Source organism: Enterobacter cloacae complex sp. P2B, from assembly GCF_014895985.1.
Lineage (GTDB): Bacteria > Pseudomonadota > Gammaproteobacteria > Enterobacterales > Enterobacteriaceae > Enterobacter > Enterobacter bugandensis.
This window is the reverse complement of record NZ_JADBQQ010000006.1, coordinates 113,794-140,655: the sequence shown is the minus strand read 5'-3', so window position 1 is coordinate 140,655 and position 26,862 is coordinate 113,794. Positions and strand designations below refer to the sequence as shown.

At 56.4% G+C, this 26,862-nt stretch carries 24 protein-coding genes; 19 read left to right on the top strand and 5 right to left on the bottom strand.

From position 1 onward, the window contains the following. From rsmH to mutT, 18 genes are all read left to right on the top strand, one after another. On the top strand, positions 1-942 hold the full coding sequence (gene rsmH, locus IM313_RS05860) for a 16S rRNA (cytosine(1402)-N(4))-methyltransferase RsmH (protein WP_028015503.1): 942 nt from the start codon (positions 1-3) through the stop codon (positions 940-942). Continuing rightward, positions 939-1,304, top strand: coding sequence for a cell division protein FtsL (gene ftsL / locus IM313_RS05855; RefSeq protein WP_006173860.1), 366 nt, complete (start codon positions 939-941; stop codon positions 1,302-1,304). The genes rsmH and ftsL overlap by 4 nt, the downstream gene beginning before the upstream one ends. A gap of 15 nt (positions 1,305-1,319) precedes the next feature. Then, positions 1,320-3,086 carry a peptidoglycan glycosyltransferase FtsI gene (locus IM313_RS05850; RefSeq protein WP_028015504.1) on the top strand — a complete coding sequence of 589 codons (1,767 nt, stop codon included), beginning with the start codon at positions 1,320-1,322 and terminating at the stop codon, positions 3,084-3,086. Continuing rightward, complete coding sequence (gene murE / locus IM313_RS05845; protein ID WP_192971605.1) at positions 3,073-4,560, top strand: UDP-N-acetylmuramoyl-L-alanyl-D-glutamate--2,6-diaminopimelate ligase; 1,488 nt, start codon at positions 3,073-3,075, stop codon at positions 4,558-4,560. Before IM313_RS05850 ends, murE begins: the two co-directional genes overlap by 14 nt. Beyond that, positions 4,557-5,915, top strand: a complete 1,359-nt coding sequence (murF, locus tag IM313_RS05840) for a UDP-N-acetylmuramoyl-tripeptide--D-alanyl-D-alanine ligase (RefSeq protein WP_028015506.1) — start codon at positions 4,557-4,559, stop codon at positions 5,913-5,915. Before murE ends, murF begins: the two co-directional genes overlap by 4 nt. Next, entirely contained in the window at positions 5,909-6,991 is a 1,083-nt protein-coding gene (mraY, locus tag IM313_RS05835; RefSeq protein WP_008501985.1) for a phospho-N-acetylmuramoyl-pentapeptide-transferase, read from the top strand. The genes murF and mraY overlap by 7 nt, the downstream gene beginning before the upstream one ends. Positions 6,992-6,993: 2 nt before the next feature. Continuing rightward, a complete protein-coding gene (murD, locus tag IM313_RS05830; protein ID WP_049000501.1) occupies positions 6,994-8,310 on the top strand; it encodes a UDP-N-acetylmuramoyl-L-alanine--D-glutamate ligase in 1,317 nt (438 codons plus the stop codon). Beyond that, positions 8,310-9,554 (top strand): cell division protein FtsW, encoded by a 1,245-nt coding sequence (gene ftsW / locus IM313_RS05825; protein WP_028015508.1) that lies wholly within the window; start codon positions 8,310-8,312, stop codon positions 9,552-9,554. Before murD ends, ftsW begins: the two co-directional genes overlap by 1 nt. Further along, the gene (gene murG / locus IM313_RS05820) at positions 9,551-10,615 is read left to right on the top strand and encodes an undecaprenyldiphospho-muramoylpentapeptide beta-N-acetylglucosaminyltransferase (RefSeq protein WP_028015509.1); all 1,065 of its coding nucleotides are present in this window, start codon (positions 9,551-9,553) and stop codon (positions 10,613-10,615) included. Before ftsW ends, murG begins: the two co-directional genes overlap by 4 nt. A 56-nt stretch (positions 10,616-10,671) precedes the next feature. Then, positions 10,672-12,147 (top strand): UDP-N-acetylmuramate--L-alanine ligase, encoded by a 1,476-nt coding sequence (gene murC, locus IM313_RS05815; protein WP_028015510.1) that lies wholly within the window; start codon positions 10,672-10,674, stop codon positions 12,145-12,147. Further along, the gene (locus tag IM313_RS05810) at positions 12,140-13,060 is read left to right on the top strand and encodes a D-alanine--D-alanine ligase (protein WP_192971606.1); all 921 of its coding nucleotides are present in this window, start codon (positions 12,140-12,142) and stop codon (positions 13,058-13,060) included. The genes murC and IM313_RS05810 overlap by 8 nt, the downstream gene beginning before the upstream one ends. A 1-nt stretch (position 13,061) precedes the next feature. Further along, entirely contained in the window at positions 13,062-13,904 is an 843-nt protein-coding gene (gene ftsQ, locus IM313_RS05805; protein WP_045259458.1) for a cell division protein FtsQ, read from the top strand. Beyond that, positions 13,901-15,157: a cell division protein FtsA gene (gene ftsA, locus IM313_RS05800; protein WP_192971607.1), complete on the top strand. Its 1,257-nt coding sequence runs from the start codon at positions 13,901-13,903 to the stop codon at positions 15,155-15,157. The genes ftsQ and ftsA overlap by 4 nt, the downstream gene beginning before the upstream one ends. Positions 15,158-15,220: 63 nt before the next feature. Beyond that, on the top strand, positions 15,221-16,372 hold the full coding sequence (ftsZ, locus tag IM313_RS05795) for a cell division protein FtsZ (RefSeq protein ID WP_008501978.1): 1,152 nt from the start codon (positions 15,221-15,223) through the stop codon (positions 16,370-16,372). 101 nt (positions 16,373-16,473) lie between these two features. Next, positions 16,474-17,391: a UDP-3-O-acyl-N-acetylglucosamine deacetylase gene (lpxC, locus tag IM313_RS05790; protein ID WP_192971608.1), complete on the top strand. Its 918-nt coding sequence runs from the start codon at positions 16,474-16,476 to the stop codon at positions 17,389-17,391. Between the two features lie 280 nt (positions 17,392-17,671). Next, positions 17,672-18,175 (top strand): secA translation cis-regulator SecM, encoded by a 504-nt coding sequence (secM, locus tag IM313_RS05785; protein WP_049000578.1) that lies wholly within the window; start codon positions 17,672-17,674, stop codon positions 18,173-18,175. A 58-nt stretch (positions 18,176-18,233) separates the two neighbouring features. Beyond that, entirely contained in the window at positions 18,234-20,939 is a 2,706-nt protein-coding gene (gene secA, locus IM313_RS05780; RefSeq protein WP_045259459.1) for a preprotein translocase subunit SecA, read from the top strand. Between the two features lie 57 nt (positions 20,940-20,996). Beyond that, the gene (mutT, locus tag IM313_RS05775; RefSeq protein ID WP_028015515.1) at positions 20,997-21,389 is read left to right on the top strand and encodes an 8-oxo-dGTP diphosphatase MutT; all 393 of its coding nucleotides are present in this window, start codon (positions 20,997-20,999) and stop codon (positions 21,387-21,389) included. 34 nt (positions 21,390-21,423) lie between these two features. Here the strand turns inward: mutT and yacG are convergent, their stop codons facing one another. From yacG to coaE, 3 genes are read right to left on the bottom strand one after another with little or no spacing between them, the layout of a single operon-like run. After that, complete coding sequence (yacG, locus tag IM313_RS05770; protein WP_028015516.1) at positions 21,424-21,618, bottom strand: DNA gyrase inhibitor YacG; 195 nt, start codon at positions 21,616-21,618, stop codon at positions 21,424-21,426. 9 nt (positions 21,619-21,627) lie between these two features. Further along, complete coding sequence (zapD, locus tag IM313_RS05765) at positions 21,628-22,371, bottom strand: cell division protein ZapD (protein ID WP_028015517.1); 744 nt, start codon at positions 22,369-22,371, stop codon at positions 21,628-21,630. Continuing rightward, positions 22,371-22,991 carry a dephospho-CoA kinase gene (coaE, locus tag IM313_RS05760; protein WP_028015518.1) on the bottom strand — a complete coding sequence of 207 codons (621 nt, stop codon included), beginning with the start codon at positions 22,989-22,991 and terminating at the stop codon, positions 22,371-22,373. Before coaE ends, zapD begins: the two co-directional genes overlap by 1 nt. A gap of 228 nt (positions 22,992-23,219) precedes the next feature. Between coaE and IM313_RS05755 the strand changes: the two genes are divergently transcribed. After that, the gene (locus IM313_RS05755; protein WP_028015519.1) at positions 23,220-24,263 is read left to right on the top strand and encodes a GMP reductase; all 1,044 of its coding nucleotides are present in this window, start codon (positions 23,220-23,222) and stop codon (positions 24,261-24,263) included. A gap of 41 nt (positions 24,264-24,304) precedes the next feature. Here IM313_RS05755 and hofC read toward each other — a convergent pair whose 3' ends face one another. Further along, positions 24,305-25,489: a protein transport protein HofC gene (gene hofC / locus IM313_RS05750; protein ID WP_192971609.1), complete on the bottom strand. Its 1,185-nt coding sequence runs from the start codon at positions 25,487-25,489 to the stop codon at positions 24,305-24,307. After that, a complete protein-coding gene (gene gspE, locus IM313_RS05745) occupies positions 25,479-26,861 on the bottom strand; it encodes a type II secretion system protein GspE (RefSeq protein ID WP_192971610.1) in 1,383 nt (460 codons plus the stop codon). Before gspE ends, hofC begins: the two co-directional genes overlap by 11 nt. Between the last annotated feature and the right edge of the window lies 1 nt (position 26,862).

The window sequence follows — 26,862 nt, the reverse complement described above, 5'->3', positions numbered from 1 at the left end:
ATGATGGAAAATTATAAACATAAAACGGTGTTACTGGACGAGGCCGTGAACGGCCTGAATATTCGTCCGGATGGCATCTACATTGATGGCACGTTTGGTCGCGGTGGTCACTCGCGTTTGATCCTCTCCCAGCTTGGAGAGGAAGGGCGACTGCTGGCAATCGATCGCGATCCGCAGGCGATTGCCGTGGCACAGACCATCAATGACCCACGCTTTTCCATCGTGCATGGACCTTTTTCTGCGCTCGCGGATTACGTGGCCGAGCGCGATCTCACGGGCAAGATCGACGGGATTCTTCTCGATCTTGGCGTATCTTCACCCCAGCTTGATGATGCAGAACGCGGCTTCTCCTTTATGCGCGACGGTCCGCTGGACATGCGTATGGACCCGACGCGCGGCCAGTCTGCCGCCGAATGGCTGCAGACCGCTGACGAAGCAGATATTGCCTGGGTGATCAAAACCTTCGGCGAAGAACGTTTTGGCAAGCGCATTGCGCGCGCCATCGTTGAGCGCAACCGCGTTGAGCCAATGACCCGCACCAAAGAGCTGGCCGAAGTGATTGCGGCGGCGACGCCGGTAAAGGATAAGCACAAACATCCCGCGACCCGTACCTTCCAGGCGGTTCGCATCTGGGTAAACAGTGAACTGGAGGAAATAGAGCTGGCGCTAAAAAGCTCGCTCGACGTGCTGGCCCCGGGTGGGCGGTTATCCATCATCAGCTTCCATTCGCTGGAAGACCGCATAGTAAAACGCTTCATGCGTGAACAGAGCCGCGGTCCTCAGGTTCCAGCGGGGCTGCCGATGACGGAAGAACAACTCAGGAAGCTGGGGGGCCGTCAGTTGCGAGCATTAGGCAAGTTGATGCCGGGCGAAGAAGAGGTGGCAGAGAATCCACGTGCCCGTAGTTCAGTGCTGCGAGTTGCAGAGAGGACGAACGCATGATCGGCAGAGTGACAGAAACCCTAAGCAAAGTTAAGGGATCGTTAGGAAGCAACGAGCGCCATGCCTTGCCTGGCGTGATCGGCGACGATCTTTTGCGATTCGGGAAACTGCCACTCTGCCTGTTCATTTGCATCATTGTTACGGCAGTTACGGTGGTGACCACAGCTCACCATACACGTTTATTGACTGCGCAACGCGAGCAGCTGGTGCTGGAACGCGATGCGCTGGATATTGAATGGCGAAATCTGATCCTTGAAGAAAACGCACTCGGCGATCACAGCCGGGTTGAACGGATCGCAACGGAAAAGCTGCAACTGCAGCATGTTGATCCTTCCCAGGAAAATATCGTAGTACAAAAATAAGGGAACACGCGACGCATGAAAGCAGCGGCAAAAACGCTTAAACCAAAACGTCAGGAAGAACAGGCCAACTTCATCAGTTGGCGTTTTGCGTTGCTTTGCGGCTGCATTTTACTGGCGCTGGGTTTCCTGCTGGGACGCGTGGCGTGGTTGCAAATCATCGCCCCTGACATGCTGGTACGCCAGGGAGATATGCGCTCCCTTCGCGTTCAGGAAGTGTCGACTTCTCGCGGAATGATCACTGACCGTTCAGGTCGCCCGCTGGCGGTGAGCGTGCCGGTGAAAGCGATTTGGGCCGACCCGAAAGAGCTGCACGACGCCGGTGGCATCACGCTTGATAACCGCTGGAAAGCGCTTTCAGATGCGCTCAAAATGCCGCTGGATCAGCTAGCCTCCCGCGTCAACGCGAACCCGAAAGGGCGTTTTATCTATCTGGCGCGCCAGGTTAACCCCGACATGGCGGACTACATTCGAAAACTGAAGCTGCCGGGCATTCATCTGCGCGAAGAATCCCGTCGTTACTATCCGTCCGGCGAAGTAACCGCTCACCTCATCGGCTTCACCAACGTCGACAGCCAGGGGATTGAAGGCGTTGAAAAAAGCTTCGATAAGTGGCTCACCGGCCAGCCTGGCGAGCGAATTGTGCGTAAGGACCGCTACGGGCGCGTCATTGAAGATATCTCCTCTACGGACAGCCAGGCGGCGCACAACCTGGCTCTGAGTATCGACGAGCGCCTGCAGGCGCTGGTCTACCGCGAGCTGAACAACGCCGTGGCGTTTAACAAGGCAGAATCCGGCAGCGCCGTGCTGGTGGATGTCAGCACCGGAGAAGTGCTGGCTATGGCCAACAGTCCTTCCTACAACCCGAACAACTTTACCGGCACCGCAAAAGATGCGATGCGTAACCGGGCGATTACCGACGTGTTCGAACCTGGCTCCACGGTGAAGCCGATGGTGGTGATGACGGCGCTTCAGCGCGGTATCGTCAATGAAAACACGGTCCTGAACACGATCCCTTACCGTATTAACGGCCACGAGATTAAAGACGTGGCGCGCTACAGCGAATTGACCCTGACCGGGGTGTTACAGAAGTCGAGTAACGTCGGTGTTTCAAAGCTGGCGTTAGCGATGCCGTCCTCAGCGTTAGTAGAGACTTACTCACGTTTTGGACTTGGAAAGGCGACCAATTTGGGGTTGGTCGGAGAACGCAGTGGCTTATATCCTCAAAAACAACGGTGGTCTGACATAGAGAGGGCCACCTTCTCTTTCGGCTACGGGCTAATGGTAACCCCGTTACAGTTAGCGCGAGTCTACGCAACGATTGGCAGCTACGGCGTCTATCGCCCGCTCTCCATCACCAAAGTTGATCCACCGGTTCCGGGCGAGCGTATCTTCCCGGAATCCATCGTTCGTACCGTTGTGCACATGATGGAAAGCGTGGCGCTGCCGGGCGGCGGCGGCGTGAAGGCGGCCATCAAAGGCTATCGCATCGCCATTAAAACCGGTACGGCGAAAAAGGTGGGGCCAGACGGCCGCTACATCAACAAATACATTGCCTATACCGCAGGCGTTGCGCCTGCTAGCAATCCGCGTTTTGCGCTGGTGGTCGTGATTAACGATCCACAGGCGGGTAAATACTACGGCGGCGCCGTTTCCGCGCCTGTGTTTGGCGCCATCATGGGCGGCGTGTTACGCACCATGAACGTTGAACCAGATGCGCTGGCGACGGGCGAAAAAAGTGAATTTGTAATTAATCAAGGCGAGGGTACAGGTGGCAGATCGTAATTTGCGCGACCTTCTTGCTCCGTGGGTGCCAAATGCACCGGAGCGAGCACTGCGAGAGATGGTACTGGACAGCCGCGTGGCTGCTTCTGGCGATCTTTTTGTGGCGGTGGTTGGTCATCAGGCGGACGGGCGTCGTTATATCCCGCAGGCGATTGCGCAAGGTGTGGCTGCCATTATTGCTGAGGCTAAAGACGAGGCAACCGACGGTGAGATCCGTGAAATGCACGGGGTGCCGGTTATCTATCTCAGCCAGTTGAATGAGCGTCTCTCTGCACTGGCGGGACGTTTTTATCACGAACCTTCCGACCAACTGCGTCTGGTTGGCGTGACGGGCACGAACGGAAAAACCACCACCACGCAGCTGATGGCGCAGTGGGCTCAGCTGCTGGGTGAAACCGGCGCGGTGATGGGTACCGTGGGTAACGGCCTGCTGGGCAAAGTGAGCCCGACGGAAAACACCACCGGTTCGGCGGTTGACGTACAGCACGTGCTTGCCGGTCTGGCAGGGCAAGGGGCAACCTTTGCCGCAATGGAAGTTTCTTCGCACGGCCTGGTACAGCACCGCGTCGCGGCACTGAAGTTTGCTGCTTCAGTGTTCACCAACCTGAGCCGCGATCACCTTGATTATCATGGTGATATGGAACACTACGAAGCCGCCAAATGGCTGCTGTTCTCTACTCACCATTACGGCCAGGCCATTATCAATGCCGACGACGAAGTGGGCCGCCGCTGGCTTGCGAAGCTGCCAGACGCGGTAGCGGTGTCGATGGAAGACCATATCAATACGAACTGCCACGGCCGCTGGCTGAAGGCCGTAGACGTTAACTATCACGACAGTGGCGCGACGATCCGCTTTGCCTCTTCCTGGGGTGACGGTGAAATCGAAAGCCGCCTGATGGGGGCGTTCAACGTCAGCAACCTGCTGCTGGCGCTGGCAACGCTGCTGGCGCTGGGTTATCCGATGGCGGAACTGCTGAAAACGTCAGCGCGTCTCCAGCCGGTTTGTGGCCGTATGGAAGTGTTTAGCGCGCCGGGCAAACCGACCGTGGTTGTCGATTATGCCCACACGCCGGATGCGCTGGAAAAAGCGCTGGAAGCGGCACGCCTGCACTGCACCGGTAAACTCTGGTGCGTCTTCGGCTGCGGTGGCGATCGCGACAAAGGTAAACGCCCCCTGATGGGCGCCATTGCGGAGCAGTTCGCGGACATTCCTGTGGTCACCGATGACAATCCGCGTACCGAAGAGCCGCGCGCCATCATCAACGACATTCTGGCGGGTATGCTGGACGCCGGTCGCGCCCGTGTGGTGGAAGGCCGCGCGGAAGCCGTGACAAACACCATCATGCAGGCAAAAGAAAATGATGTCGTTCTGCTGGCCGGTAAAGGTCATGAAGACTATCAGATTGTTGGCAATCGTCGTCTGGACTACTCCGACCGCGTAACGGCAGCGGGTCTGCTGGGAGTCGTCGCATGATTAGCATCACCTTAAGCCAGGCCGCTGCGGTACTGCACGGAGAGCTGCTGGGCCAGGATCTGACCATTGACGCGGTCACCACCGACACCCGCAAAGTGACCGCGGGCTGTCTGTTTGTGGCGCTGAAAGGCGAACGTTTTGACGCGCATGATTTTGCCGGACAGGCCAAAGAAAACGGCGCTGGCGCGCTGCTGGTCAGCCGCAGGCTGGATATCGATTTGCCGCAGATTGTGGTGAACGATACGCGTCTCGCGTTCGGTGAACTGGCCGCCTGGGTTCGTCAGCAGGTGCCTGCTCGCGTTGTCGCGCTGACCGGGTCATCGGGCAAAACGTCAGTGAAAGAGATGACGGCGGCCATCCTCAGCCAGTGCGGTAATACGCTTTATACCGCAGGCAACCTCAATAATGACATCGGCGTGCCGATGACATTACTTCGCCTGACCAAAGAGCATGAATTTGCGGTGATCGAGTTAGGGGCAAACCACCAGGGCGAAATCGCCTGGACCGTGAGCCTGACTCGCCCGGAAGCGGCGCTGGTGAATAACCTTGCGGCAGCACATCTGGAAGGCTTTGGCTCGCTGGAAGGCGTGGCAAAAGCGAAAGGCGAAATCTATACCGGTCTGCCTGCTGACGGCATTGCCATTCTCAATGCCGACAACAACGACTGGCTGAACTGGCAGAGCATCATTGGCTCGCGTAAAACCTGGCGCTTCTCGCCGAACGCGGCCAACAGTGACTTTACCGCGACCAATATCCATGTGACGTCGCACGGTACGGAATTCACGCTTGCTACCCCAACGGGTGACGTAGACGTGCTGTTACCGCTGCCGGGACGCCATAACATCGCCAACGCGCTGGCGGCAGCGGCCTTGTCGACGGCGGTGGGAGCGTCACACGAGGCGATTAAAACCGGGCTGGCGAATTTGAAAGCCGTGCCGGGACGCCTGTACCCGATCCCGCTTGCAGAAAACAAATTACTGCTGGATGACTCCTACAACGCGAACGTCGGCTCAATGACGGCGGCGGTGCAGGTGCTATCTGAAATGCCGGGCTACCGCGTCATGGTGGTTGGCGACATGGCGGAGCTGGGCGATGAAAGCGAAGCCTGTCATACCCAGGTGGGTGAAGCGGCGAAAGCGGCGGGGCTGGACTGCGTGCTGAGCGCAGGAAAACTGAGCCAGGCGATTAGCCATGCCAGCGGCGTTGGCGAACATTTTGCCGACAAAGCCGCGTTGATTGAGCGCCTTAAGGCATTAATTACAGAAAAACAAATTGTGACAGTGTTAGTGAAAGGTTCACGTAGTGCCGCCATGGAAGAGGTTGTGCACGCATTACAGGAGAACGGGACATGTTAGTTTGGCTGGCCGAACATTTGGTCAAATATTATTCAGGCTTTAACGTCTTTTCGTATCTGACGTTTCGCGCCATCGTCAGCCTGCTGACTGCGCTGTTCATCTCGTTGTGGATGGGCCCGCGCATGATTGCCCGTCTGCAAAAACTCTCTTTCGGCCAGGTCGTACGTAACGACGGTCCGGAGTCGCACTTCAGCAAGCGCGGTACGCCGACGATGGGCGGGATCATGATCCTGACCGCGATCGTCGTTTCCGTACTGCTGTGGGCCTATCCGTCTAACCCGTACGTCTGGTGCGTGCTGACCGTACTGGTGGGCTACGGCATTATCGGGTTTGTGGATGATTACCGTAAAGTCGTCCGCAAAGACACGAAGGGCCTGATTGCCCGCTGGAAGTATTTCTGGATGTCAGTGATTGCGCTGGGCGTCGCCTTCGCGCTGTATCTGGCAGGAAAAGATACGCCCGCCACCGAACTGGTGGTGCCGTTCTTTAAAGACGTGATGCCGCAGCTGGGGCTGTTCTACATCCTGCTGGCCTACTTTGTAATTGTTGGTACCGGTAACGCCGTTAACCTGACCGATGGCCTGGATGGTCTGGCGATTATGCCAACCGTCTTCGTGGCGGCTGGTTTTGCGCTGGTGGCGTGGGCGACCGGTAACATGAACTTTGCTAACTACCTGCACATTCCTTATCTGCGTCACGCGGGTGAGCTGGTGATCGTCTGTACGGCGATAGTCGGCGCGGGGCTGGGCTTCCTCTGGTTCAACACCTATCCGGCGCAGGTCTTTATGGGTGACGTCGGTTCTCTGGCGCTGGGCGGCGCGCTCGGCATTATCGCCGTGCTGCTGCGTCAGGAGTTCCTGCTGGTGATCATGGGCGGCGTGTTTGTGGTTGAAACCCTGTCGGTGATTTTGCAGGTCGGCTCCTTCAAGCTGCGCGGTCAGCGCATCTTCCGTATGGCGCCGATCCACCACCACTATGAACTGAAAGGCTGGCCGGAGCCGCGCGTGATTGTGCGCTTCTGGATTATTTCGCTGATGCTGGTGCTGATTGGCCTGGCAACGCTGAAGGTACGTTAATCATGGCAGATTACCAGGGTAAAAAAGTCGTTATCATCGGGTTAGGCCTCACTGGCCTCTCCTGCGTGGACTTTTTCCTTGCGCGCGGCGTGACGCCGCGTGTGATGGATACGCGTGTCTCTCCGCCGGGTCTGGACAAACTGCCGGAACAGGTTGAACGTCACCTTGGTGGTCTGAATGATGACTGGCTGCTGGCAGCCGATCTGATTGTCGCCAGCCCGGGTATGGCGCTGGCGCACCCTTCACTGAGCGCAGCTGCGGATGCGGGCGTTGAGATTGTCGGCGATATCGAGCTGTTCTGCCGCGAAGCGCAGGCGCCGGTTATCGCGATCACCGGTTCTAACGGCAAAAGCACCGTCACTACCCTGGTGGGTGAAATGGCGAAAGCCGCAGGCATGAACGTAGGAGTAGGCGGCAATATCGGTCTGCCCGCGCTGATGCTGCTGGACAAAGGCTGCGAGCTGTACGTTCTGGAACTTTCCAGCTTCCAGCTTGAAACCACCTCCAGCCTGCATGCGGAGGCGGCAACGATCCTCAACGTGACGGAAGATCATATGGATCGGTACCCATTTGGTCTGCAGCAGTATCGCGCGGCCAAGCTGCGTGTTTACGAAAATGCCAAAGTTTGCGTGGTTAACGCCGACGACGCTCTGACCATGCCGGTGCGCGGCGCGGACGAGCGCTGCATCAGCTTTGGTATCACCATGGGTGATTATCATCTGAACCGCCAGCTGGGCGAAACCTGGCTGCGCGTGAAAGGTGAAAAAGTGCTGAACGTGAAGGAGATGAAGCTTTCCGGCCAGCACAACTATACCAATGCCCTGGCGGCGCTGGCGCTGGCAGATGCCGTAGGGCTGCCGCGCTCTTCCAGCCTGAAAGCGTTGACCACGTTTTCCGGCCTGGCACACCGTTTCCAGCTGGCGCTGGAGCATAACGGCGTGCGCTGGATTAACGACTCCAAAGCGACCAACGTGGGAAGCACGGAGGCCGCGCTGAACGGTCTGCACGTTGACGGCACCCTGCATCTTCTGTTGGGTGGCGACGGCAAATCTGCTGATTTCTCCTCCCTGAAACAGTACCTCACCGGCGATAACATCCGCCTGTACTGCTTTGGCCGTGACGGCAGCGAGTTGGCTGAACTACGCCCGGAGGTTGCTGAGCAAACTGAAACGATGGAACAGGCGATGCGCCTGATTGCCCCGCGCGTGCAGCCTGGCGACATGGTTCTGCTCTCCCCGGCGTGCGCCAGCCTCGATCAGTTTAAGAATTTCGAACAGCGTGGCGATGTCTTTACCCGCCTTGCGAAGGAGTTAGGCTGATGCGTTTATCTCTCCCTCGCCTGAAAATGCCGCGCCTGCCAGGATTTGGAATTCTGGTGTGGCTGTTTGCGGCGCTGAAAGGCTGGGTGATGGCTTCCCGGGATAAAGATTCCGATAGCCTGATTATGTACGACCGCACCCTGTTCTGGCTGACGCTGGGGCTGGCGGCGATCGGCTTTATCATGGTGACGTCGGCCTCTATGCCCGTTGGACAGCGTCTGGCGAACGATCCCTTCCTGTTCGCCAAGCGTGACGGGCTGTACATCATTCTGGCGTTCTGCCTGGCGCTGGTAACGCTTCGTCTGCCGATGGCGTTCTGGCAGCGCCACAGTACCGCGATGCTCATCGCCTCCATTATCATGCTGCTGATCGTGCTGGTTGTCGGGAGCTCCGTTAACGGGGCTTCACGCTGGATCGCCTTCGGACCGCTGCGTATTCAGCCTGCGGAGTTCACCAAGCTTTCGTTATTCTGCTACCTGGCAAACTACCTGGTGCGAAAAGTCGATGAGGTGCGTAACAACCTTCGCGGCTTCTTAAAGCCGATGGGCGTCATTCTGGTGCTGGCGATCCTGCTGCTGGCGCAGCCTGACCTCGGGACCGTTGTCGTACTGTTTGTCACCACGCTGGCGATGCTGTTCCTGGCAGGGGCCAAGCTGTGGCAGTTCATCGCCATCATCGGGATGGGGATTTCAGCGGTGGTGCTGCTGATCCTCGCCGAGCCTTACCGTATCCGCCGCGTGACCTCGTTCTGGAACCCGTGGGAAGATCCGTTCGGTAGCGGTTACCAGCTGACGCAGTCGCTGATGGCGTTTGGCCGCGGTGAAGTCTGGGGACAAGGCCTGGGCAACTCGGTGCAGAAACTGGAGTATTTACCGGAGGCGCACACCGACTTCATCTTCTCCATTATTGGGGAAGAACTGGGTTATATCGGTGTGGTATTAGCGCTTTTAATGGTATTCTTCGTCGCTTTCCGCGCCATGTCGATTGGCCGAAAAGCGCTGGAGATCGATCACCGCTTCTCAGGCTTCTTAGCCTGCTCAATTGGTATCTGGTTTAGCTTCCAGGCGCTGGTTAACGTCGGGGCCGCAGCGGGTATGCTGCCGACCAAAGGTCTGACGTTGCCGCTGATCAGCTATGGTGGTTCGAGCCTGTTGATCATGTCGACGGCCATTATGTTTTTGTTACGCATAGATTATGAGACGCGTCTGGAGAAAGCCCAGGCGTTTACACGAGGTTCACGATGAATCAACCGAAGCGGTTAATGGTGATGGCAGGCGGTACCGGTGGACACGTGTTCCCGGGGCTGGCGGTTGCGCACCATTTAATGGAGCAGGGCTGGCAGGTACGCTGGCTGGGAACCGCAGACCGCATGGAAGCCGACCTGGTACCGAAGCATGGTATTGAGATCGACTTTATTCGTATTTCCGGCCTGCGAGGCAAAGGCCTCAAGGCCATGCTGCTGGCGCCGGTGCGTATTTTTAATGCCTGGCGTCAGGCGCGCACCATCATGAAGCGCTTTAAGCCCGATGTGGTGCTGGGTATGGGCGGCTATGTTTCTGGTCCCGGCGGGCTGGCCGCGTGGTCGTTAGGCATTCCCGTTGTTCTGCACGAGCAGAACGGTATTGCGGGTCTGACCAACAAGTGGCTGGCGAAAATCGCCACCAAAGTGATGCAGGCGTTTCCCGGCGCGTTTCCGAAAGCGGACGTGGTGGGTAACCCGGTGCGCGTCGACGTGCTGGCGCTGCCTCTACCGGATGCCCGCCTGGCGGGACGTGAAGGCCCGGTTCGTGTTTTGGTCGTTGGTGGTTCTCAGGGTGCGCGCATTCTGAATCAGACAATGCCGCAGGTGGCGGCAAAGCTGGGTGATGCCGTGACTATCTGGCACCAAAGCGGTAAAGGCGCTCAGCAGACCGTTGAGCAGGCGTACGCTGATGAAGGCCAGCCGCAGCATAAAGTGACGGAATTTATTGACGATATGGCCGCAGCCTATGCCTGGGCCGATGTCGTGGTCTGCCGCTCTGGCGCGCTGACGGTGAGCGAAATCGCCGCCGCCGGCTTGCCAGCGCTGTTCGTGCCGTTCCAGCACAAAGACCGACAGCAGTACTGGAACGCGCTGCCGCTTGAGAAAGCCGGCGCGGCGAAAATTTTTGAGCAGCCACACTTTACCGCCGATGCGGTCGCCACCACCCTGGCGGGCTGGAACAGAGACGCACTGCTGGAGATGGCACAGCGCGCGCGCGCTGCCGCTATCCCGGATGCGACAGAACGGGTGGCAAAAGAAGTGAGCCTGGCAGCCCAGGCTTAACCCTCGCAGCGCGTGTTGCGCTGCACGAATTTTAAGTAGTCGATGGCGTTTAGAGAATGAATACACAACAACTGGCAAAACTGCGTTCAATCGTGCCCGAGATGCGTCGCGTCCGGCACATTCACTTTGTTGGCATCGGTGGTGCCGGCATGGGCGGTATTGCCGAAGTGTTAGCTAACGAAGGTTATCAGATCAGCGGGTCTGACCTGGCGCCAAACCCTGTCACGCAGCAGCTGGCGTCGCTTGGGGCGACTATCTATTTCAACCATCGCCCGGAAAACGTGCGCGATGCAAGCGTGGTGGTGGTATCGAGCGCCATCTCCTCTGACAATCCGGAAATCGTTGCTGCGCACGAAGCGCGCATTCCGGTGATCCGCCGCGCAGAAATGCTGGCGGAACTGATGCGGTTCCGTCACGGCATTGCGATTGCCGGTACCCACGGTAAAACCACGACCACGGCGATGGTTTCCAGCATTTATGCGGAAGCGGGTCTCGATCCGACGTTTGTCAACGGCGGTCTGGTGAAAGCCGCAGGCGTCCATGCGCGTCTGGGCCACAGCCGTTATCTGATTGCGGAAGCGGATGAGAGCGACGCGTCGTTCCTGCACCTGCAGCCGATGGTGGCGATTGTCACCAATATCGAAGCTGACCATATGGATACCTACCAGGGCGACTTCGAAAACTTAAAGCAGACCTTCATCAACTTCCTGCACAACCTGCCGTTTTATGGTCGCGCGGTGATGTGCGTGGACGACCCGGTGATCCGCGAGCTGCTGCCGCGCGTCGGTCGTCAAATCACCACCTACGGCTTCAGCGAAGACGCTGACGTCCGCGTGGAAGAGTACAAACAGATTGGTGCGCAGGGGCATTTCACTCTGGCGCGTCAGGACAAAGAGCTGCTGCACGTCACGCTGAATGCGCCAGGGCGCCATAACGCACTTAACGCCGCAGCGGCCGTGGCTGTTGCGACGGAAGAAGGCATTGATGATGAGGCGATCCTGCGTGCGCTGGAAAGCTTCCAGGGGACGGGGCGTCGCTTCGACTTCCTCGGCGAGTTCCCGCTGGATGCGGTGAATGGTAAGCCAGGTACCGCGATGCTGGTGGACGACTACGGTCACCATCCGACGGAAGTGGACGCGACCATCAAAGCCGCACGCGCGGGCTGGCCGGAGAAGAATCTGGTGATGATCTTCCAGCCGCACCGCTTCACGCGTACCCGCGATCTGTATGACGATTTCGCCAGCGTGCTGTCACAGGTGGATACCCTGCTGATGCTGGATGTTTACGCCGCTGGCGAAACGCCAATTCCAGGCGCAGACAGCCGTTCCCTGTGTCGTACCATCCGCGGGCGCGGTAAAGTTGACCCTATTCTGGTTTCTGACCCGGCACAGGTGGCGGAAATTCTGGCACCGGTCCTGACCGGAAACGATCTCATCCTGATTCAGGGTGCGGGAAATATCGGCAAGATCGCCCGTACCTTAGCTGAAATCAAACTGAAGCCGCAAACCCAGGAGGATGAGCATCATGGCTGATAAGATTGCAGTCCTCTCTGGCGGCAACTCCGCCGAGCGCGAGGTTTCTCTGAATTCCGGCGCTGCCGTGCTGGCGGGTCTGCGTGAAGGCGGCGTAAACGCACATATTGTCGATCCAAAAGAGGTCGACGTGACGCAATTAAAAGCGATGGGCTTCGATAAGGTCTTTATCGCGTTACATGGTCGTGGCGGTGAAGACGGAACCCTGCAAGGGCTTCTGGAGCTGATCGGCCTGCCTTACACCGGCAGCGGCGTGATGGCATCCGCCATCTCTATGGATAAACTGCGCAGTAAGTTACTCTGGCAGGGAGCGGGTTTACCCGTTGCGCCGTGGGTGGCGCTGACGCGCGGCGAATTTGAATTGGGCCTGTCGGACAACGTTAATACACGCATTGCGGCACTGGGCTTACCGGTTATTGTAAAGCCGAGCAGGGAAGGGTCGAGCGTCGGGATGTCAAAGGTCGATAAAGCTGAAGATTTAACATCTGCTTTAGCGCTGGCATTTCAACACGATGAAGAAGTTCTGATTGAAAAATGGCTCAGCGGGCCGGAATTTACCGTCGCGATGCTTGGCGAAGAAATTTTACCGTCAATTCGCATCCAACCCGCCGGAGTCTTCTATGATTATGAGGCGAAGTATCTCTCTGATGAGACGCAATATTTCTGCCCTTGTGGTCTTGAAGCAGAGCGCGAAGCCGAATTACAGTCCCTGGTGCTTAAAGCCTGGAATGTTTTGGGCTGCAGCGGCTGGGGACGCATTGATGTGATGCAGGACAATGACGGGCAGTTTTATCTGCTGGAAGCCAATACCTCTCCGGGAATGACCAGCCACAGCCTTGTGCCGATGGCGGCGCGTCAGGCGGGAATGAGCTTCTCGCAGTTAGTCGTACGTATTCTGGACCAGGCGGGCTGATATGTCTCAGGCTGCATTGAACACGCGCAACCGCGATGACGAAGAAGAATACACTTCTTCACGCCGGAGTAATGGAACGCGTCTTGCAGGGATAATTTTCCTGCTCGGGGTGCTGTGCACCGTGTTTATCAGCGGCTGGATGGTGCTGGGCTGGATGGAAGACGCACAGCGGTTGCCGCTGTCAAAGCTGGTGGTGACCGGCGAGCGTCACTACACGCGTAACGATGATATTCGCCAGTCTATTCTGGCGCTGGGATCGCCCGGCACCTTTATGACGCAGGACGTCAATATTATCCAGAGCCAGATTGAACGTCTGCCATGGATAAAACAGGCGAGTGTCAGAAAACAATGGCCTGATGAATTGAAGATTCATCTGGTTGAATATGTGCCCATTGCGCGTTGGAATGATCAGCACATGGTTGACGTAGATGGAAATTCCTTCAGCGTCCCGAGCGATCGTGTCAACAAGCAAAATTTACCGATGTTGTATGGCCCTGAAGGCAGCGAAAACGAAGTATTGCAGGGTTTTCGTGAAATGGGGCAGGTGCTGGCGAAGGACAGGTTTACGTTAAAAGATGCTGCGATGACGGCGCGCCGCTCCTGGCAGCTGACGTTGACGAACGGCATTAAGCTCAACCTGGGACGCGGCGACACAATGAAACGTCTTGCGCGTTTTGTAGAACTTTACCCGGTTTTACAACAGCAGGCGCAGGCGGACGGCAAACGGATAAGCTACGTTGATTTGCGCTATGACTCAGGCGCAGCAGTCGGTTGGGAGCCGGCTCCGGTCGAGGAACCTAATCAGCAACAGAATCAGGCACAGGTACAGGCAGAACAACAATGATCAAGGCGACGGACAGAAAACTGGTAGTTGGACTGGAGATTGGCACCGCGAAGGTTGCCGCTTTAGTAGGGGAAGTTCTGCCCGACGGTATGGTCAATATCATTGGCGTGGGCAGTTGCCCGTCCCGTGGTATGGATAAAGGTGGGGTAAACGACCTTGAGTCGGTGGTGAAATGCGTACAGCGCGCCATCGACCAGGCTGAATTAATGGCAGATTGCCAGATTTCTTCTGTCTATCTGGCCCTTTCTGGCAAGCACATTAGCTGCCAGAACGAAATCGGTATGGTGCCGATTTCTGAAGAAGAAGTGACGCAGGAAGACGTTGAAAACGTTGTGCATACGGCGAAGTCCGTGCGCGTTCGCGATGAGCATCGCGTGCTGCACGTGATCCCGCAGGAATATGCGATTGACTACCAGGAAGGGATCAAGAACCCGGTTGGTCTATCTGGCGTGCGTATGCAGGCAAAAGTGCACCTGATCACATGTCACAACGATATGGCGAAGAACATCGTAAAAGCCGTTGAACGTTGTGGCCTGAAAGTTGACCAACTTATTTTCGCCGGTCTGGCGGCAAGTTATTCCGTGCTGACCGAAGACGAACGTGAACTGGGTGTCTGTGTGGTGGATATCGGTGGTGGTACAATGGACATGGCCGTGTATACCGGCGGTGCGCTGCGCCACACCAAAGTGATCCCTTACGCAGGGAATGTCGTGACCAGCGATATTGCTTACGCTTTTGGTACGCCACCGAGCGATGCAGAAGCGATTAAAGTGCGCCACGGCTGTGCGCTGGGGTCTATCGTTGGTAAAGATGAGAGCGTTGAGGTGCCGAGCGTGGGCGGCCGTCCGACGCGTAGCCTGCAGCGCCAGACGTTGGCAGAGGTAATTGAGCCGCGCTATACCGAGCTGCTCAACCTGGTCAACGAAGAGATTTTACAGCTTCAGGAACAGCTTCGTCAGCAGGGCGTTAAGCATCATCTTGCGGCGGGGATTGTATTAACCGGCGGTGCAGCGCAAATTGAAGGTCTTGCGGCCTGCGCTCAGCGCGTGTTCCATACGCAGGTGCGTATTGGTGCGCCGCTGAATATTACCGGTTTAACGGATTATGCTCAGGAGCCGTACTATTCAACGGCTGTGGGCCTGCTTCACTACGGGAAGGAATCTCATCTCAGTGGTGAAGCAGAAGTGGAAAAACGCGTCTCAGTGGGGTCGTGGGTCAAACGACTGAACAACTGGCTGCGAAAAGAGTTTTAATTTTTTAAAGAGACCGGAGAGAATTAGCGGTCTCGGGCGACAGGCACAACGGAGAGAGAAATTATGTTTGAACCTATGGAACTGACCAACGACGCGGTGATTAAAGTCATCGGCGTCGGTGGCGGCGGCGGTAACGCCGTAGAGCATATGGTGCGTGAACGCATTGAAGGTGTTGAATTCTTCGCAGTTAACACCGATGCGCAGGCACTGCGTAAAACGGCAGTTGGCCAGACTATCCAGATCGGCGGTGGCATCACCAAAGGGCTTGGCGCTGGGGCTAACCCGGAAGTCGGTCGCAACGCGGCTGAAGAAGATCGTGAAGCCCTGCGTGCTGCACTGGAAGGTGCGGACATGGTCTTCATCGCAGCAGGCATGGGCGGCGGTACCGGTACCGGTGCAGCACCTGTCGTCGCTGAAGTCGCTAAAGATTTAGGTATCCTGACCGTTGCTGTCGTGACCAAGCCTTTCAATTTTGAAGGCAAGAAGCGTATGGCTTTCGCGGAGCAGGGTATCACCGAGCTGTCCAAGCATGTTGACTCGCTGATCACCATCCCGAACGACAAGCTGCTGAAAGTTCTGGGTCGCGGTATTTCCCTTCTGGACGCCTTCGGCGCAGCAAACGACGTGCTGAAAGGCGCGGTCCAGGGTATCGCAGAACTGATTACCCGTCCTGGCCTGATGAACGTTGACTTTGCAGACGTTCGCACCGTGATGTCCGAAATGGGCTACGCGATGATGGGCTCTGGCGTGGCGAGCGGTGAAGACCGTGCGGAAGAAGCGGCTGAAATGGCTATCTCTTCTCCACTGCTGGAAGATATCGATCTGTCCGGTGCGCGCGGCGTGCTGGTCAACATTACCGCTGGCTTTGACCTGCGTCTGGATGAGTTCGAAACCGTGGGTAATACCATCCGCGCGTTCGCCTCTGACAACGCGACCGTGGTAATCGGTACTTCCCTTGACCCGGAAATGAACGACGAGCTGCGTGTTACCGTTGTTGCGACCGGTATCGGTATGGACAAGCGTCCTGAGATCACCCTCGTGACCAACAAGCAGACTCAGCAACCGGTAATGGATCGTTACCAGCAGCACGGTATGTCTCCTCTGACTCAGGAGCAAAAACCAGCCGCGAAAGTGGTGAACGACCCAACGCCGCAAACGGCAAAAGAGCCAGATTATCTGGACATCCCGGCGTTCCTGCGTAAGCAAGCTGACTAAGAATTGGCTGGAATTTGGGGATTTGCGCTCTTTGTGCTAAACTGGCCCACCGTTAGTGATATACACTCTCGGTTGGATAGTTAATTTGGCGAGATTATACGATGATCAAACAAAGGACACTTAAACGTATCGTTCAGGCGACGGGTGTCGGTTTACATACCGGCAAGAAAGTCACACTGACGTTACGCCCTGCGCCGGCCAATACCGGGGTCATCTATCGTCGCACCGACTTGAATCCACCGGTAGATTTTCCGGCCGATGCCAAATCTGTGCGTGATACAATGCTCTGTACTTGTCTGGTGAACGAGCATGACGTGCGGATTTCTACCGTAGAGCACCTGAACGCCGCCCTGGCGGGTCTGGGTATCGACAACATTATTGTTGAAGTCGATGCGCCAGAAATCCCGATTATGGATGGTAGTGCTGCGCCGTTCGTTTATCTGTTGCTGGATGCCGGCATCGAAGAACTGAACTGTGCGAAGAAATTTGTTCGCATCAAAGAGACCGTTCGCGTCGAAGATGGCGACAAGTGGGCTGAATTCAAACCGTACAATGGTTTCTCGTTGGACTTTACCATCGACTTTAACCATCCGGCGATTGACTCAAGCACCCAGCGCTACGCGATGAACTTCTCTGCTGATGCGTTTATGCGCCAGATCAGCCGCGCACGTACGTTTGGCTTCATGCGTGATATCGAATATCTGCAGTCCCGCGGCCTGTGCCTGGGCGGCAGCTTCGATTGTGCCATCGTTGTTGACGATTATCGCGTACTGAACGAAGACGGCCTGCGTTTTGAAGATGAATTCGTTCGTCACAAAATGCTGGATGCGATCGGCGACCTGTTCATGTGTGGTCACAACATCATTGGTGCATTTACCGCGTTCAAATCCGGTCATGCACTGAACAACAAATTGTTGCAGGCCGTCCTGGCAAAACAGGAAGCCTGGGAATATGTGACCTTTGAAGACGAAACGGAACTGCCGCTGGCGTTCAAAGCACCGACTATGGTCCTGGCGTAACGGTTAACGCCGTTTCGTAAGAAAAGCGACTGGTTCACCTGGTACTCTCTCCGACCAGGGAAGCCAGTCGTTTTTATTTCTGCCCTTCTTTGATTTGCCCCTCTATTCCCTGGCCATTGTCGTGTGCCGAATAACGGTGTGTTCGCTGCATTATTGACCGTTTTTACCTGCTGCAAGGTGTCATTCCTGCTGCTGCGTATTGGCTTTAGTGGTAATATCTGGGCGCTAAAAAAGAATAATTGAACTCAGCCTGCACTGGCGGGCGATTGTGGTGGAGCAAGTGAGCGGAATACTGACGCGCTGGCGACAATTTGGCAGACGTTACTTCTGGCCGCATCTCTTATTAGGGATGGTCGCGGCGAGTTTCGGCTTGCCTGCGCTCAGCAACAGTGCGGAAGCGGCGGCGCCAGCACGTTCCACGACAACTAAACACGATCTCTCGACGCGGGTTAACTTTACTAATCTCGCGTGGCTTGAAGCCAGCCGTCGTCCTAATTTCTCCGTTGATTACTGGCAGCAGCACGCCATCCGCACGGTTATTCGTCATCTGTCGTTCGCGATGGCGCCGCAGACGATGCCTGTTGCTGAAGAATCGCTGCCGGTTCAGGCTCAGCATCTTGCCCTGCTCGATACGCTTAATGCGCTTCTGACGCAGGATAACCAGCCGCCCGTGACCGTGAGTCAGACGGCGCAAACCTGGTTTGTTCCTCCTGTATCATTCTCTGTTTCAACCTGGATTAGCCAGGTTCACGGCATCCGTGCCGGGCCTCAATGCCTCAGCTAAATTAACCTTTTTCAATACCTTAATTTATCTGCCCGTCTGGGGCGTTTGAGAATTTATTATGCTAATCAAATTATTAACCAAAGTTTTTGGTAGTCGTAACGATCGTACCCTGCGCCGTATGCGCAAAGCTGTAAACATCATCAACGGTATGGAACCGGCGATGGAGAAGCTCTCTGATGATGAGCTGAAGGCGAAAACCGCGGAGTTCCGCGCACGCCTGGAAAAAGGCGAAACCTTAGAGAGCCTGATCCCGGAAGCATTCGCCGTGGTGCGTGAAGCGAGTAAACGTGTGTTCGGCATGCGTCACTTCGACGTTCAATTGCTGGGCGGTATGGTGCTTAACGAACGCTGCATCGCGGAAATGCGTACCGGTGAAGGTAAAACCCTGACCGCAACGCTGCCGGCTTACCTGAATGCACTGACCGGTAAGGGCGTTCACGTCGTTACCGTCAACGACTATCTGGCCCAGCGTGATGCCGAAAACAACCGTCCGCTGTTCGAATTCCTCGGCATGACCGTCGGCATCAACATGTCCGGACTGCCGGCACCCGCCAAGCGCGAAGCCTACAACGCGGACATCACCTACGGCACCAACAACGAATACGGCTTCGACTACCTGCGCGACAACATGGCGTTCAGCCCGGAAGAGCGCGTCCAGCGTAAGCTGCACTATGCGCTGGTGGATGAGGTTGACTCCATTCTGATCGATGAAGCGCGTACCCCGCTGATCATCTCCGGCCCGGCCGAAGACAGCTCTGACATGTACCGTAAAGTCGACAAAATCATTCCACACCTGCTGCGTCAGGAGAAAGAAGACTCCGATACCTTCCAGGGTGAAGGCCACTTCTCCGTAGATGAAAAAGCGCGCCAGGTGAACCTGACCGAACGCGGTCTGGTGAAAATCGAAGAGCTGCTGGTGGCTGAAGGCATTATGGAAGAAGGTGAGTCTCTGTACTCTCCGAGCAACATTATGCTGATGCATCACGTAACCGCCGCGCTGCGTGCCCACGCGTTGTTCACCCGCGACGTTGATTACATCGTGAAAGACGGTGAAGTCATCATTGTCGATGAACACACCGGCCGTACCATGCAGGGTCGTCGCTGGTCTGATGGTCTGCATCAGGCCGTTGAAGCGAAAGAAGGCGTGGACATTCAAAACGAAAACCAGACGCTGGCATCCATCACCTTCCAGAACTACTTCCGTCTGTATGAGAAGCTGGCGGGGATGACCGGTACCGCAGATACCGAAGCGTTTGAATTCAGCTCCATCTACAAGCTGGATACCGTGGTGGTGCCAACCAACCGTCCGATGATCCGTAAGGATATGCCGGACCTGGTGTACATGACCGAAGCGGAAAAAATTCAGGCGATCATCGAAGATATTCGCGACCGTACTGCCAATGGTCAGCCGGTTCTGGTGGGGACCATCTCCATCGAGAAATCCGAGGTGGTTTCCAATGAGCTGACCAAAGCAGGCATCAAGCACAACGTTCTGAACGCCAAGTTCCACGCTAAAGAAGCGGACATTGTTGCTCAGGCGGGCTATCCGGCAGCCGTGACCATCGCCACCAACATGGCGGGTCGTGGTACCGATATTATGCTCGGCGGTAGCTGGCAGGCTGAAGTCGCAGAGCTGGAAAACCCAACGCCAGAGCAGATCGAGCAGATCAAAGCCGACTGGCAGGTGCGTCACGACGCGGTGCTGGCATCCGGTGGTCTGCACATCATCGGTACCGAGCGTCACGAATCTCGTCGTATCGACAACCAGCTGCGCGGCCGTGCGGGCCGTCAGGGTGATGCCGGTTCTTCCCGCTTCTACCTGTCTATGGAAGATGCGCTGATGCGTATTTTTGCCTCCGACCGCGTGTCCGGCATGATGCGTAAGCTGGGCATGAAGCCTGGTGAAGCCATTGAGCACCCATGGGTGACTAAAGCGATCGCTAACGCCCAGCGTAAAGTGGAAAGCCGCAACTTCGATATTCGTAAGCAGCTGCTGGAATATGATGACGTGGCCAACGATCAGCGTCGCGCGATCTACACCCAGCGTAACGAACTGCTGGACGTGTCCGACGTGAGCGAAACCATCAACAGCATCCGCGAAGATGTGTTCAAAGCCACCATCGACGCGCATATTCCACCGCAGTCTCTGGAAGAGATGTGGGACGTTGAAGGCCTGCAGGAACGTCTGAAAAACGACTTCGATCTCGATCTGCCAATCAAAGAGTGGCTGGATAAAGAGCCTGAGCTGCATGAAGAGACCCTGCGCGAACGTATCTTTGAAACCGCGCTGGAGGTTTATAAGCGTAAGGAAGAAGTGGTTGGCGCTGAGATGATGCGTCACTTCGAAAAAGGCGTGATGCTGCAGACGCTGGACTCCCTGTGGAAAGAGCACCTGGCGGCGATGGACTACCTGCGTCAGGGTATCCACCTGCGCGGCTATGCGCAGAAAGATCCGAAGCAGGAATACAAGCGTGAATCCTTCTCCATGTTTGCCTCTATGCTGGAGTCACTGAAGTACGAAGTGATCAGCACCCTGAGCAAGGTTCAGGTGCGCATGCCGGAAGAAGTGGAAGCGATGGAGCAGCAGCGCCGTGAAGAAGCTGAGCGTCTGGCGCAGATGCAGCAGCTGAGCCACCAGACTGACGAAAGCGAAGCCGCAGCAGCGATCGCCGCGCAGACCGGCGATCGTAAAGTCGGTCGTAACGATCCGTGCCCGTGTGGTTCCGGTAAAAAATACAAGGCGTGCCACGGCCGCCTGAGCTAAGAACATAACTAACTGAAAAGGCGCAGATATCTGCGCCTTTTTTATGGAAGTGACGCTATGAAAATACTGCAAATTGCCGTCGGGATTATTCGCAACCCGCAAAACCAAATCTTCATCACCCAGCGCGCTGCTGACGCCCATATGGCGAACAAGTGGGAGTTTCCGGGCGGGAAAATCGAATCAGGAGAAACGCCGGAAGAGGCGCTGGTACGTGAGCTGCAGGAAGAGGTGGGGATTACCCCGCTTGGCGCCACGCTGTTCGATAAGCTGGAGTATCAGTTTCCCGACAGGCACATCACGCTGTGGTTCTGGCTGGTGGAAAGCTGGGAAGGTGAACCCTGGGGAAAAGAGGGACAGCCGGGTAACTGGGTGGAACTTCAGGTCAGTGATGCCGACAAATTCCCGCCAGCCAATGAGCCTGTGATCCGCCGCTTAGCGACAAACATGTAGGCCTGCCGAACGAATCGCCAGCAGGCTTTGAACGTTACTGCTGGCTTTCGCTCCAGTCATCGCTATCCGAGAGGTCGCCTTCGCTCGGAATTCGTTTCTCTTCCGCCGCCCATTCGCCCAGATCAATGAGCTGACAGCGCTTGCAGCAGAACGGGCGAAACGGACTCACTTCTCCCCAGACGACAGTTTTCCCACAGGTTGGGCAGTTTACGGTGGTGACGTCAGACATTGGCACTCCTTAACAACAGGCCAGTTCAAAATCGAGGCGTTCCGGCACGGTGCCATTTTCACTGTCCAGCGGCATAAAGCGGATCGCGAAACGGCTTTTATGCCCGGAAATTTGCGGATAAAGCTGCTCGCCAAGCGACAAATTTAGACGCAGAAGATCGGCGTCGTCGCCGTTGTCCTGATAAAAACCGTTGAGACTGGTTTGCTTGCGGAACGGGGCAGAGTTACGCACAAGATCGAGGATCAGCGATAGCGTCTGATTCATCGGCTCCAGGCTACCCAGCCAGCTGTTTACCTGGCGATCGCGCTGTTCCTGCGGCATATGCAGCCACATATGCAGCGTTGGCAGATCAAAGCTACAGCAACCGCCCGGTATGCTCAGGCGCTGGCGCACCAGCGCTATCAAACGGTCTTCTCGTAAATATTGCCCAACGCGCGGCGCGGCCATCAGCGTCGTGCTGCTGTTTTTCAACTGCTGGCGTAAGGCGTCAATTCGACTTTGATCCACGCCCGGTACTTCGGCCCAGGCCTGTAATTTACGCTGCTGGCGCTCCAGCTCTTTCAACAGCTCCGTGCGGACATCGCCACGTTCAATCACATCCAGCAGATCGCCTACGTTGCGAAAGAAGTGCAACGCCGTGGCATGATCGTTAACAGGCAGATGTTGTGAAAGCTGTTGGATGAGAAATTCAATGCGCAGCCAGGTACGCATTTTTTCATTAAGCGGGTGCTCAAAAAGGATGTGAGTCGACATTATGGTTTTTCCTGTGCAACGGCCTGCGCGGCGAAGGTTAGATACTGCTCGTGCAGGCGGGCAACATCCGATGCAATGGCATCTGGTGCGCCGTTATTATCAATAACATCATCCGCAACGGCAAGGCGCTGAGCGCGAGTGGCCTGAGCGGCAAGAATTTGTTCAGCATGTTCACGCGAGACGTGGTCGCGCGTCATGGTTCGCTGGATTTGCGTCTCGGGTGTGACATCAATCACCAATACCCGATTGGCTTTCTTATGCAGCTGATTTTCTACCAGGAGCGGAACCACCCACAGGACATAGGGCGAGCGGGCTGCGGCTATCTGACGCTGAGTTTCCTGGTGGATAATGGGGTGGAGCAGGGCATTAAGCCAGGCTTTTTCCGCAGAATCGGAAAAAATATATTCGCGAAGCTGACGGCGGTTCAGTGTGCCATCGGCATTGATGATTGCCTGACCGAAATGGTCGGCGATGGCCTTTAGCGCGGGTGTATTGGGCTCTACCACCTGACGGGCAATAATATCAGCATCAATAATCGCGATGCCGAGACGAGAAAACGCGTCCGCAACGGTACTTTTGCCACTACCGATGCCGCCGGTTACTGCGACGATATACCCCATTAAATCAAATCCTGGGAATTATTCATTATGGAAATCAGTTGCTTAAAAAACAAACGTGCGACAGTAATTGTTTGATTCTCTTTACCGGCTTTTTACCAGGTAAATTTATAGGATTGTAGCGTAAAAAAAGAGAATTTCGCAGTCTTGCGGAGCAGGTATTAGTGCGTATGATAGCGTCACTGGAGTTGTGCTTTTAACATATTTGCCTCTAACCCCAGGAATCCGCACATGCGTATCGAAGAAGATCTGAAGTTAGGTTTCAAAGACGTTCTTATCCGCCCTAAACGCTCTACACTGAAAAGTCGCTCAGACGTTGAACTCGAACGTCAATTCACCTTTAAGCATTCCGGTCAGACGTGGTCTGGCGTGCCAATCATTGCTGCCAACATGGATACAGTCGGTACCTTTGAGATGGCAACGGCGCTGGCTCAGTTCGATATTCTTACTGCAGTCCACAAGCACTACACTCCTGAAGAGTGGAATGCGTTTGTTGCGTCCGCCTCTGCTGACGTGGTGAAGCACGTGATGGTTTCCACCGGTACTTCCGATGCCGATTTCGAGAAAACCAAACAGATCCTGAATGCTAACCCGGCGCTTAGCTTCGTTTGTATTGATGTGGCGAACGGTTACTCCGAGCACTTCGTGCAGTTCGTCAGCAAGGCGCGCGAAGCCTGGCCGACCAAAACCATCATCGCGGGTAACGTGGTGACCGGTGAAATGTGTGAAGAGCTGATCCTTTCCGGTGCCGACATCGTGAAAGTGGGCATTGGCCCGGGCTCCGTATGCACCACGCGCGTGAAGACCGGAGTTGGTTATCCGCAGCTTTCCGCGGTCATTGAATGTGCCGACGCGGCGCACGGCCTGGGCGGCCAGATCATCAGCGACGGCGGTTGCACCATGCCGGGCGATGTCGCAAAGGCCTTTGGCGGCGGCGCGGACTTCGTGATGCTCGGCGGTATGCTGGCAGGCCACGAAGAGAGCGGCGGCACCGTGGTGGAAGAGAACGGCGAGAAATTCATGCTGTTCTACGGTATGAGCTCTGAATCCGCGATGACCCGCCACGTCGGTGGCGTGGCAAAATACCGTGCGGCAGAAGGCAAAACCGTGAAGCTGCCTCTGCGCGGCCCGGTTGAAAACACCGCGCGCGACATCCTGGGCGGCCTGCGCTCAGCCTGTACCTACGTGGGTGCATCCCGCCTGAAAGAGCTGACGAAACGCACAACGTTTATTCGCGTTCAGGAGCAGGAAAACCGCGTTTTCAATAGCCTGTAATGGCTTTCGCTGGCGCATGCTCGTGCGCCAGCGCTACTGCACTACCCCGCGCTCATCGCATCACCCAGATGGAAAATCGGCAGATACATTGCCACCACCAGCGTGCCGATGATAACCCCCGTAACAACCAGGAGCAGTGGCTCCAGAAGCGCCGCCAGGTTGTCTGCCCGTTGAAAGGTTTGTTCCGTGTGATGGCGAGCAAGGTTTGCCAGCATGACATCCAGCGAACCTGACATCTCGCCGGTTCGTAAAAGCTGAATACAGAGCGGGGTAAACATTGCCGCCTTCTGAAAGGACGACCAGACGGGGAGACCTTTTTCAATGTTCTCGCGTATGCTGCGGAGTATTCCCTGCCAGTACCGGCTTTCAACAGTCTCTTCTGCACTTTCAAGCCCCTGTAAGAATGCAATGCCCGCCTGCTGCGTGAGCGACAGCACGGTGAAGATCTGCCCCAGTTTTTGCCCTTTCGCCAGCGCGCCCATTACGGGAAAACTCAGCAGAATACGCTGCCAGCGAGGATGGTGTCGCAGAGGCCAGGCTGCAGTTACGGGAACAAGCAGCATCGTGAACAGCGCAAGGGCATATGACTGCATAAACGCGGCTATGCCCATAACAATTCGCGTCAGCGCCGGAAGCGGGGTATTAAAGGTTTTGTAGATCGCGGCAAATTCGGGCAAAACCAGGGTGACAATTGCCAGCACGACGAGCACGGCCAGCGTCAGGACGATCGCCGGGTAGCGCAGCGCTTTTTTCACCTTCGCGCTGAGCTGCTGCTGCGCTTTTTGCTGCTCTGCAAGCTCTCGGCAGCACGCTTCAAGCTTCCCCGTTAGCTCTCCGGTTTTCACCATTGATATATGCAGTGGGCTAAAGACCGCTGGCCACCGTTTGAGCGCCTCAGAAAAAGGACAGCCTTCACTGAGTTCATCGGCAACGTTTTGCAGTAGCCCCCGCCACGGTTCTACTGGATGTTGGTCTGCCAGCATTTGCAGACTATGCGCGAGCGTCAGCCCGGCCTGCAGGAGCGTTGCGAGCTGACGAAACATCTCGTAGCAGTGATATGGACGCCAGCGGTGCCTTTGAGCGCATCGGGTCAGGGCCAGAGGATGGAGGTCGTTACGCATCAGCCTGGTGAAGGCTGCGTTGCGGTCGGTGGCCCAGAGTACCCCGTTTCGGGGTTCTCCTTCAGCGGAGATTGCTCGCCAGCGCCAGAGTTGATTAGCAGCCATCGGGCATACCCAGAACACGCACTAACTCTTCAAGCGTGGTCATCCCTTGTTCAACGGCCATGCAGCCGTGTTCAAACAGCGAGATGAGTCCAGCCTGTCGGGCGCTGGCTTCAATCACCTCGGTGCCTGCCCCGCTGGCAATAGCCTGGCGCAGGGGATTATCGATCGCAAGTACTTCAAAAATGGCCACGCGCCCGTAAAAACCGTGATAACAACGATCGCAGCCTGCAGGCTGCCAGCGAGGAAGTTGCTGCGGCCAAACCGAGCGCGGCAGGTCCGTATGCTCCCCTGTTTTCTGTCGGCAGTGCGGGCAAAGGCGCCGAACCAGCCGCTGGGCAATCACCATCGAGAGCGCGGAAGATATCATCCAGCGCGCCACGCCCATCTGCTCCAGACGAATGAGGGTTTCCGTCGTCGAGTTGGTGTGCAGCGTCGACAATACCAGATGCCCGGTCTGCGCGGCTTTAAGGGCAATTTCTGCCGTTTCACCATCGCGAATTTCCCCTACCATAATGATGTCCGGATCCTGACGGAGCAGCGCTCTCAGTACGCTCTGGAATGTTAAGCCCGCGCGGGGGTTAACCTGCGTCTGATTTAACCCCGCAAGCGGGATCTCGATGGGATCCTCCACGCTGCAGATGTTGACGTCAGGGGTGTTACGCGCCTGCAGCGCGCTGTAGAGCGTTACGGTTTTGCCGCTGCCCGTCGGGCCGGTGACCAGAATTAGCCCCTGAGGCTGGTGGAGTACCTCATTAAAACAGGCCAGCTGTTTAGCGCTCATGCCAAGAGCGTTCGGCTCCAGCGCCTGCTGAACCTGATGTAGCAAACGCAGCACAATTTTCTCACCGCCATTGCAGGGAAGCGTGGCGATACGAAACGAGACCGGCTCGTTTGTCAGCTCAATCGTAAACTGGCCGTCCTGCGGCAAGCGTCGTTCCGCAATATCCAGATTACCCAGCACTTTTAACCGGGCGCTGAGCATCGTCGCCAGCGCGGCGGAAAGAGGAGGCTGCGGATAAAGAACCCCGTCGATACGTAAGCGGATCTGGCACGCGTGCTCCATTGGTTCGATATGGATGTCAGACGCGCGCTGGTTTACTGCCTGCTGCAGCGTGTGGTTGAGGATATCCACCGCGGAGTGGGGTTGCGAAACGACGGGCAGATGCGATTGCGCGGTTAACTGCCGGTGCTTTTCCATGCGTTCAGCGCTCCAGCATTCGATATCAATCCGCTTCTGGGTCGCGAAGCGCAGGGCCTCCATCAGTTCAGGCGCGGGGGTTCCCACGACGGCGATGCTAATCATGTCGCTGTCACTGGTGAGCAGCAGGGCATGGTGGCGAAGACAAAGCGCCACGAGTTGATCGGTGTTCATT

Coding starts and splice junctions, on each gene's coding strand:
- yacG (WP_028015516.1), bottom strand. CDS start 21,618: ATGTCTGACGTCACCACCGTAAACTGCCCAACCTGTGGGAAAACTGTC.
- coaE (WP_028015518.1), bottom strand. CDS start 22,991: ATGGGGTATATCGTCGCAGTAACCGGCGGCATCGGTAGTGGCAAAAGT.
- ftsW (WP_028015508.1), top strand. CDS start 8,310: ATGCGTTTATCTCTCCCTCGCCTGAAAATGCCGCGCCTGCCAGGATTT.
- hofC (WP_192971609.1), bottom strand. CDS start 25,489: ATGGCTGCTAATCAACTCTGGCGCTGGCGAGCAATCTCCGCTGAAGGA.
- mutT (WP_028015515.1), top strand. CDS start 20,997: ATGAAAATACTGCAAATTGCCGTCGGGATTATTCGCAACCCGCAAAAC.
- murC (WP_028015510.1), top strand. CDS start 10,672: ATGAATACACAACAACTGGCAAAACTGCGTTCAATCGTGCCCGAGATG.
- IM313_RS05850 (WP_028015504.1), top strand. CDS start 1,320: ATGAAAGCAGCGGCAAAAACGCTTAAACCAAAACGTCAGGAAGAACAG.
- murG (WP_028015509.1), top strand. CDS start 9,551: ATGAATCAACCGAAGCGGTTAATGGTGATGGCAGGCGGTACCGGTGGA.
- secA (WP_045259459.1), top strand. CDS start 18,234: ATGCTAATCAAATTATTAACCAAAGTTTTTGGTAGTCGTAACGATCGT.
- lpxC (WP_192971608.1), top strand. CDS start 16,474: ATGATCAAACAAAGGACACTTAAACGTATCGTTCAGGCGACGGGTGTC.
- ftsQ (WP_045259458.1), top strand. CDS start 13,062: ATGTCTCAGGCTGCATTGAACACGCGCAACCGCGATGACGAAGAAGAA.
- ftsL (WP_006173860.1), top strand. CDS start 939: ATGATCGGCAGAGTGACAGAAACCCTAAGCAAAGTTAAGGGATCGTTA.
- IM313_RS05810 (WP_192971606.1), top strand. CDS start 12,140: ATGGCTGATAAGATTGCAGTCCTCTCTGGCGGCAACTCCGCCGAGCGC.
- zapD (WP_028015517.1), bottom strand. CDS start 22,371: ATGTCGACTCACATCCTTTTTGAGCACCCGCTTAATGAAAAAATGCGT.
- ftsZ (WP_008501978.1), top strand. CDS start 15,221: ATGTTTGAACCTATGGAACTGACCAACGACGCGGTGATTAAAGTCATC.
- murF (WP_028015506.1), top strand. CDS start 4,557: ATGATTAGCATCACCTTAAGCCAGGCCGCTGCGGTACTGCACGGAGAG.
- IM313_RS05755 (WP_028015519.1), top strand. CDS start 23,220: ATGCGTATCGAAGAAGATCTGAAGTTAGGTTTCAAAGACGTTCTTATC.
- mraY (WP_008501985.1), top strand. CDS start 5,909: ATGTTAGTTTGGCTGGCCGAACATTTGGTCAAATATTATTCAGGCTTT.
- murD (WP_049000501.1), top strand. CDS start 6,994: ATGGCAGATTACCAGGGTAAAAAAGTCGTTATCATCGGGTTAGGCCTC.
- ftsA (WP_192971607.1), top strand. CDS start 13,901: ATGATCAAGGCGACGGACAGAAAACTGGTAGTTGGACTGGAGATTGGC.
- gspE (WP_192971610.1), bottom strand. CDS start 26,861: ATGAACACCGATCAACTCGTGGCGCTTTGTCTTCGCCACCATGCCCTG.
- rsmH (WP_028015503.1), top strand. CDS start 1: ATGATGGAAAATTATAAACATAAAACGGTGTTACTGGACGAGGCCGTG.